This is a genomic window from Allosphingosinicella sp., assembly GCF_036387215.1.
In the GTDB taxonomy this organism is placed as follows: domain Bacteria; phylum Pseudomonadota; class Alphaproteobacteria; order Sphingomonadales; family Sphingomonadaceae; genus Allosphingosinicella.
On the sequence record NZ_DASVUE010000103.1, the window covers coordinates 1 to 3,646 of the forward strand.

Sequence of the window (3,646 nt, forward strand, 5' to 3'; positions counted from 1 at the left end):
CGAAGCAATGTGACGTTGCTGGGCTTCGGCCCCTTCAACGCGGCGCTTGACCTCAACGGCTATAACGGAGGCGGCGGATTCGACCAGCTGACCCTCTGGCATGATCGGGATCAGAGTGCGTTGATCCCGATCGGCACCGCCCTGGAGCGGCAGGGCTGGCGGCTCTGCCTTACAGGCGATGGGAACCGGGGCGATCAGGCGATCTATACGCATCCACGGGCGCGGGCCCGGATCTCGATGGACCTTAGCTACTGGGGCAAGCGGCGCCTCCGCATCATTCCGGATTGGAACGTCCGGGACGCTCGCTGCTGACCGCCGCTTCCCGAAAATCGAAACCGCAGCGCCTCTCTGGCGGTTCTAGCGCGGACGAGGAGGAGGAAGTCGCATGCGTATCCTTGCCGGGCTGGCGCCGTTGCTCGCTCTTGCCGCCTGCGTGCCCCATCCTCCAAAAAGCCTCTCCGCCGGGCCTGCCCAAGCGGCGCAGATGGCGCAGGTCCATTTCTATGACCAGCGCGTTCCGGCGGATAAGCCGGGCGAGTTCACCGTCCGCTTCGACGACGGCTCGGGCGAGCGGATCGTCCGTCCGGCCGACTTCCAGCTCCGGGAATGGGGCTTCCCGACATCGGAGCGGCTCGCCACGCGCCCGGCCGGCACGCTCAACATCAAGGTCACTCTGTCGCGGCAGGGCCGGCCGGTCTCCGAAGGCTCCATCTCGCTGCCGCTGAAGCCCGACTGGATCTACGGCATCAGCCTGTCCGCTCACGCCCGCAACCCGGTGGAAGGCTGTCTCGGCTGCGTCGGCCTTCGCTCCTTCCCGATCGAGGGGGAGCCGGCGGAGAAGCTTCACATCGTCTGGGGCGGCAACTCGATCTCAGCCCCGCTCCCCTCCTGAAGGCGGTTTCGCGGCGATCCGGGGCGCTTCGTCGATACGCGAGAGCGCGGCCTGGTTGCACAATATCCGAGCGAACTGCCTGCTGGCACGGTCGTAGACGAGGTTCACGACCGAGCAGCCCTCCGTCTTTCCCTGCGGAAGCCCGCTGCGCTCGACCAGGTGCACCCGGCCCGAGCCGCGCGTCGCGGGGAGATAGACCGCGGCGATCCGGTCCTCCGCAACCGAGTAGAAACGCTCGTAGCCCGCGAGCGGCCGGGTTGCGTCGGGCAGCGGCACCATCTTCTCGAGCGCGGTCACGACGGCGAGCGCTTTGGCTTCGCTGCCGCTCGCAGGCGGAGAGCCGCACGCGAACAAAGCGGCCACGGCGGCGGTTGCAAGGATCAGCCTCACCACGTCTCCTCCCTGCCTCATCCTACCCTTAATCTTGCGGCCAGTCGATCCGTATGGCGGCGCGGAAGGGACGGGCCTCGTCCACCGCCCTCCGGAACGACGGCCGCGCCATCAGGCGCTCGAAATAAGCGGCGAGGTTCGAATGCTCGCCGAACGGGACTGCGAGCCTTGCATAGAAGAGCGCCGGCGCCGCCGCGCAGTCGGCGATGGTGAACGCCTCGCCCGCCGCCCAACCGCCTCCGGCAAGCTGCGCATCGAGCACCTTATAGGCCCTTTCGAGCGCCGCCCTCGCCTCCTCGACGCCCTTGTCGGTGGGGCGGTCGGGAAAGATCAGCGGAAGCATCGCCGTCTGCATCGGCACGTCGACATAATTGTCGAAGAAGCGGTCCCAGATCCGCGCCTGCAGCGCCGCGGCCCCATCGGAGGGGACGAGCGGCACCGGCCCCGGATGATGCTCCGCCAGATACTCGATGATCAGCCCCGATTCCGGCACCGTCACGCCCGCTTCCTCGTCGCGGAGCACCGGGAACTTGGCGAGCGGCCACACCGCCGCCAGCTCGGCCCGGGACTGCGGATCCCGAAGGTCGATCACCCGCGGCTCGAACGCCGTCCCGTTCTCGTAAAGCGCGACCAGCACCTTCTGGCAGAAGGAGGAGAAAGGGTGGTAGTAAAGCGTCAGCGTCATAGGCTCATTCTCCTTCTGCCGGGGCACGATCCATGCGAAGGCCGTTTCCGATCAGGCTTAGCCGGGAAACGCCCAGGACAAGGAGCAGATTTTCGAGGAGCGCAGCGATTGCCGGCGGGGCCATCATCGCCGCATCATGCACCCCCACGCCTCCACCGGCGCGCGTGAAGGTCACTGCTTCCCCCTCCGCGGGAGCAGCCGAAGGTCAGGCGCCCTGGTCGCTCCCCGGCTTCGCAATCTGGGCGCCGGGCCTGCCGCCGATCCTCACGGCGAAGCTTGAGGCGCGGGGAGCCTCTATGTCAGGCTATGCCGAGATAGATCTCGCGCTGACGAACACGGGGCAGCCGGTCTACGTCTCGAAATTCTTCGGATCGACCCGGGGCATTGCGTGGAGCGTCGAAGACCGAAGGGGTCGCCGGCAGCGCCCGGCTGAACCGATGCCCATCTCGCCTCCCGAGCCCCCGCCGCCCCCTTATCTGCCCGGCCAGTCCCTGGCGGAGATGGGCCGCGGCATGATCCTGCTGGAGCGGGGAGCAACCATCAGGGTCAAAGTGCAGGATTTCGCCAAATGGATATTCCCGGGGCCTGGGAATTGGAGAGTGCGCCTGCACCTGAGGCTTCGGAACGCCCATCCGCCGCTTGCCGGAGGACGCTCGGAGCCCGACATCGAACTGGTGTCGGAACCGATGATTGTCCGGGTTACGGCCTAAGCTCCGCTACCCGTCCCCGGCTGGCTATTCCGCGAACAGCCGGTCCACGTCGCCTCCGTTCTGCTTCAGGAACGCCGCGACCCTCAGCCTCCCCTCATAATAAGGCAGAGCCGGATGGCTTCGGCCGCTTCGCTTCAGCGCCTCATGTTCGGCAGGGCTGAGGCTGCTTTCCCTGGCGATATGATCGGCATAGCCTTCCCGCTTCCACTGCGGCAGCAATCCCATCCTGATCTCGCCGATATGCCGGGCAGTCAGCAGATGCGTCGTCTCGTGGGCGATCGTGCCGGAGAGGGTGCGCGTGCCGCCGATCGCCCGGCCGTTGTAGATGCGGTCGGCTTCCGGATCGCTCCGGTTGAAGACGAGCACGCTCGAGAAGGGCAGCCGAAAGCCGAACGAGCCGGGGCTTCGGACCGCAAGCAGCTTCCAGCGCCAGCCGCCGTCGCTGAGGAAGATGCGGCGGCGGACGTTCGGCTCGTTGATCGGGCTTGCCGCCAGCAACCCATCCGCGCGGGCAAGCGCGGCCTCCGTCCACCTGGTGATCGGCCGCTCGGAATAGACCGTCGTCGCTCCGCGCTCGGCGCTGTAGGGCCAGGCGAGCAGCTCGGGCGCATAGCCGGCACCGGCAACGAGGAGCACCGCGCCGACCAAGGCACGGGTTGCGATCCGCCGTGCCCGCGGCCGGCCTCTGTCGCCCCGTGGGGCCGTATCCTGGTGTGTCTTCCCCTCCATCGCTCCTCCCCCGAAAGGCGAAGGATAATCGCTTCCGCGCCCGTGCCTAGACCGCAGCTGAATCGCGCAACAGCGGTCAAGTCTGCGCCCCCGCCGATTCGCAGGGCCGGCGCCCGCGGAAAGCTGCCGATTCCGCTCCGCCGGGCGCATGATTCCAGCGGCTTGGCTGTCCGCGCTTGCCGCGACCGCAGCCGGCGCCTAGACGGAACACATCGGGAACAGGAGCGATGGTGAAAAAAA

General features: G+C 67.5%; 6 protein-coding genes. 3 read left to right on the forward strand and 3 right to left on the reverse strand.

Features of this window, described 5'->3' with window-relative positions; translation table 11 throughout:
* Window positions 1–312: hypothetical protein (locus VF662_RS04460; protein WP_464138142.1), on the forward strand; the 312-nt coding region annotated here is incomplete at its 5' end.
* 73 nt (window positions 313–385) lie between these two features.
* Complete coding sequence (locus tag VF662_RS04465) at window positions 386–892, forward strand: hypothetical protein (RefSeq protein ID WP_464138144.1); 507 nt, start codon at window positions 386–388, stop codon at window positions 890–892.
* Here the strand turns inward: VF662_RS04465 and VF662_RS04470 are convergent.
* Both VF662_RS04470 and VF662_RS04475 read right to left on the reverse strand, forming a co-directional pair.
* The gene (locus VF662_RS04470; RefSeq protein ID WP_464138146.1) at window positions 872–1,282 is read right to left on the reverse strand and encodes a hypothetical protein; all 411 of its coding nucleotides are present in this window, start codon (window positions 1,280–1,282) and stop codon (window positions 872–874) included. The two genes, VF662_RS04465 and VF662_RS04470, sit on opposite strands and share 21 nt — an antisense overlap.
* Window positions 1,283–1,310: 28 nt before the next feature.
* Window positions 1,311–1,967, reverse strand: coding sequence for a glutathione S-transferase family protein (locus VF662_RS04475; protein ID WP_464138149.1), 657 nt, complete (start codon window positions 1,965–1,967; stop codon window positions 1,311–1,313).
* Between the two features lie 164 nt (window positions 1,968–2,131).
* On the opposite strand from VF662_RS04475, the gene VF662_RS04480 reads away from it, so the two are divergent.
* Entirely contained in the window at window positions 2,132–2,677 is a 546-nt protein-coding gene (locus VF662_RS04480) for a hypothetical protein (protein WP_464138150.1), read from the forward strand.
* Window positions 2,678–2,701: 24 nt separating this feature from the next.
* Here the strand turns inward: VF662_RS04480 and VF662_RS04485 are convergent, their stop codons facing one another.
* On the reverse strand, window positions 2,702–3,406 hold the full coding sequence (locus VF662_RS04485; RefSeq protein WP_464138152.1) for a hypothetical protein: 705 nt from the start codon (window positions 3,404–3,406) through the stop codon (window positions 2,702–2,704).
* Window positions 3,407–3,646: the final 240 nt, after the last annotated feature.

Coding starts and splice junctions, on each gene's coding strand:
- VF662_RS04465 (WP_464138144.1), top strand. CDS start 386: ATGCGTATCCTTGCCGGGCTGGCGCCGTTGCTCGCTCTTGCCGCCTGC.
- VF662_RS04475 (WP_464138149.1), bottom strand. CDS start 1,967: ATGACGCTGACGCTTTACTACCACCCTTTCTCCTCCTTCTGCCAGAAG.
- VF662_RS04485 (WP_464138152.1), bottom strand. CDS start 3,406: ATGGAGGGGAAGACACACCAGGATACGGCCCCACGGGGCGACAGAGGC.